At 63.1% G+C, this 3,026-nt stretch carries 1 protein-coding gene; it reads right to left on the bottom strand.

The annotated features are described in order from the left end of the window. Positions 1–3,026 (bottom strand): DEAD/DEAH box helicase family protein (locus tag B5G42_RS17390; protein WP_162611148.1); only part of this gene is annotated, 3,026 nt, incomplete at both ends.

Raw genomic sequence — 3,026 nt, forward strand, 5'->3', positions numbered from 1 at the left:
ACGAACATCCGATCAACGCCCAGCTGTTCAAAGGTCACCACATCGTCCTTGCGGTGGTTGGCCTGCAACTTTTCCAGCCGGGCCTTCAGAGACTTCCGCGTGTGCTCCAGCTGCTTGATTGTGAACCGTTCGCCCTTGGCCCTCTTGACCTCCAGGATTCCTTCTTCGATGTCGTCGATTTGTTCTTCCAGCATCCGCTTCTGCCGTTCCGGGCTCATGGGTATCTTCTCGAATTGGCTTTGGCCGATGATGACGGCGTCATAGTCCCCGGTGGCGATGCGGGCGCAGAACTTCTTGCGGCTGCGCTTCTCGAAGTCCTTTTTGGTTGTCACCAGGATGTTGGCGGAGGGATAGAGCCGCAGGAACTCCGAGGCGGTCTGCTCGGTCAGGTGGTTGGGCACCACGAAGATGGACTTCTGGCACAGGCCCAGGCGCTTGGATTCCATGGCGGCAGCGACCATCTCGAAGGTCTTGCCCGCACCCACCTCATGGGCCAGGAGTGTGTTGCCGCCGTACAGCACCCGGGCGATGGCGTTGAGCTGATGGGGCCGGAGCTGAATGGCCGGGTTGATGCCGCTGAAGGTGATGTGGCTCCCATCATATTCCCGGGGCCGGATGCAGTTCATCTGCTCATTGTACTGCTGTACCAGGGCCTGCCGCCGCTCCGGGTCCCTCCAGAGCCAGTCCCGGAAGGCGTTCCGAACAGCCTGCTGTTTCTGTGAGGCCAGGGTGGTCTCTTTGCTGTCCAGCACACGCCGCTCCTGCCCATTCGGATCTTTTACCGTCCGATAGACGCGGACATCCCGCAGGTTCAGGCTGTCCTCCAGGATTTTATAGGCGCTGGTCTGGTCAGTGCCGTAAGTAGTCCAGGCGGCCACATCGTTGTATGGGACGGTGCCCTTTCCGGTGATGGACCACTCCGCCGTCTGCCGGCAATACAGCACACGGATGTACTGACGCAGGCGTGCCGGGGTCTGGAACACCTCGTACATGAATTGCTGGATATAGGACTGGTCAATCCAGGTAGCGCCCAGGCGCACCTCGATTTCCGAAGCGTCCAGGTCCCGGGGCTGGACGGCCTGGAGCGCCTCCACATTCCCGGCAAAGAAAGGGTCCTGCTCCGCGATCCTCTGTGCGGCACGGAGCTTCCGGCGCACGTTGCCGGAGAGGTACTCGTCCGCCGTTTCCCAGCCCTTGTCCCAATGTTCGCCCTGTTCGGAGAAGTCAAAGGGACCGGTCGCCGGGTCTTTGAAGATGACGCCGGACAGGTCGCTCACGATTTGGGGGATGTGCTCTCTGCCGCCCATGAGCTGGGCCATAAATTCCAGGTCCACCCGGGCACGCTCTCCGATGGAAACGGCAAGGGCCTCGGCGGCGGTGTCCACATGGGTCACGGCCCGGTGGGATTGGATGGTGCGCTTGGTGAACATGTCCGCCTTGCGCTTCAGTTTACCCTCATCGTCCAGAATCTCCAGGGAACAGAGCAGGTAGTAGGCGCTGTCCTTGTCGAAGGCCTGCCGGTTTGCCCGGTCGTTGATAAGGCCGTACCGGGCGGAGAAGGCGTCGTACAGGCGGCCCAATTCCTGCTGCTTGGCCTGGATGGCGGCGTCTGTGCTGTGCTCGTCCATCTGGAAGGCGATAAGGCCGTGTACGCAGTTCCGCAGGGCGATCATGCCCCTGACACGTCCCTCCGCCGAAGCGGTCAACTCCGGGCGGACCATGACGCTGTTTTCTCGGTAGTACACCTGGCCGCCTACCAGGGCATAGGAGTAGTTCTTCACACCGGGGTCGGCGGGAAGCGTGGCGGCGGGCTTTGCCCCATCCTCCAGCTCCGGCGGCTCGGCCCCGGCATAGCGGCCCTGGACATGACCCACCGCATCGTGGAGCAGCTGTGCAAGGTCCGCGCCGGGGATGGGCGCCACGGTGTAGTCCTGCTTGCCGTACTGGGTGCTCTCGGCTGCGGGCTGGCCCAGCACCATCTCCGGGTGTTCCTGAAAATAGCGGTTGACCATGAAGCCCTCCGGCGTATCCTGGGTCTGCACCCACTCCGGCTCCGTGACCTGCGGGGTGCTCCGCTTTTGCAGGAACAGGATGTCCGACACTACCTCCGTGCCGGCGTTGGCCTTGAAGGCGTTGTTGGGCAGGCGGATGGCCCCCAGCAGGTCCGCCCGCTGGGCCAGATACTGGCGCACGGCGGAATCCTTGGCGTCCATGGTGTAGCGGCTGGTGAGGAAGGCCACGATGCCGCCGGGGCGCACCTGATCCAGGGCCTTGGCGAAGAAGTAGTTGTGGATGGAGAAGCCCAGTTTGTTGTAGGCCCGGTCGTTCACCTGGTAATTTCCAAAGGGTACGTTACCCACGGCAAGGTCGTAGAAGTCCCGCCGGTCCGTGGTCTCGAAGCCGGCCACGGTGATATGGGCCCTGGGGTAGAGCAGCTTTGCGATGCGGCCGCTGATGCTGTCCAGCTCCACGCCGTACAGTTTCGACCCGGCCATGCTCTCTGGCAGACAGCCGAAGAAGCTGCCCACGCCGCAGGATGGCTCCAGGATGTTGCCATGCTGGAAGCCTATGTGCTCCAGAGCCTCATAGACGGCGCGGATGACGGCGGGGCTGGTGTAGTGGGCATTGAGGACGGAACCCCGGGCCGATTCGTACTCCTCCGGCGTCAGGGCCTCCTTCAGCTCCGTGTATTCTTTGGACCAGTTCTCCTTGTCCGGGTCAAAGGCGTCCGGCAGTCCGCCCCAGCCCACATAGCGGGACAAGACTTCCTGTTCCTCCGCCGTGGCCCCGCGTCCCTCTGCCTCGATGGCCTTCAGGGTGCGGATGGCGTCCAGGTTAGCCCGGAACTTCTCCTTGGGTCCGCCCTCGCCCAGGTGGTCGTCTGTGATGCGGAAATTATCGCCCTGGATCTTTGCCTCTTGGGCGGGGCGCACGGCCGGGAGCTGGGGCGGAGTTTCCGACAGGGGCAAGGAGGGAGGAGGGGCCTTTTCTGTTTCGGGCGGTGGGCTCACGTTCAGCGCGGGGAG

Origin of the sequence: Flavonifractor sp. An91, assembly GCF_002159225.1 — a bacterium.
Lineage (GTDB): Bacteria > Bacillota > Clostridia > Oscillospirales > Oscillospiraceae > Flavonifractor > Flavonifractor avicola.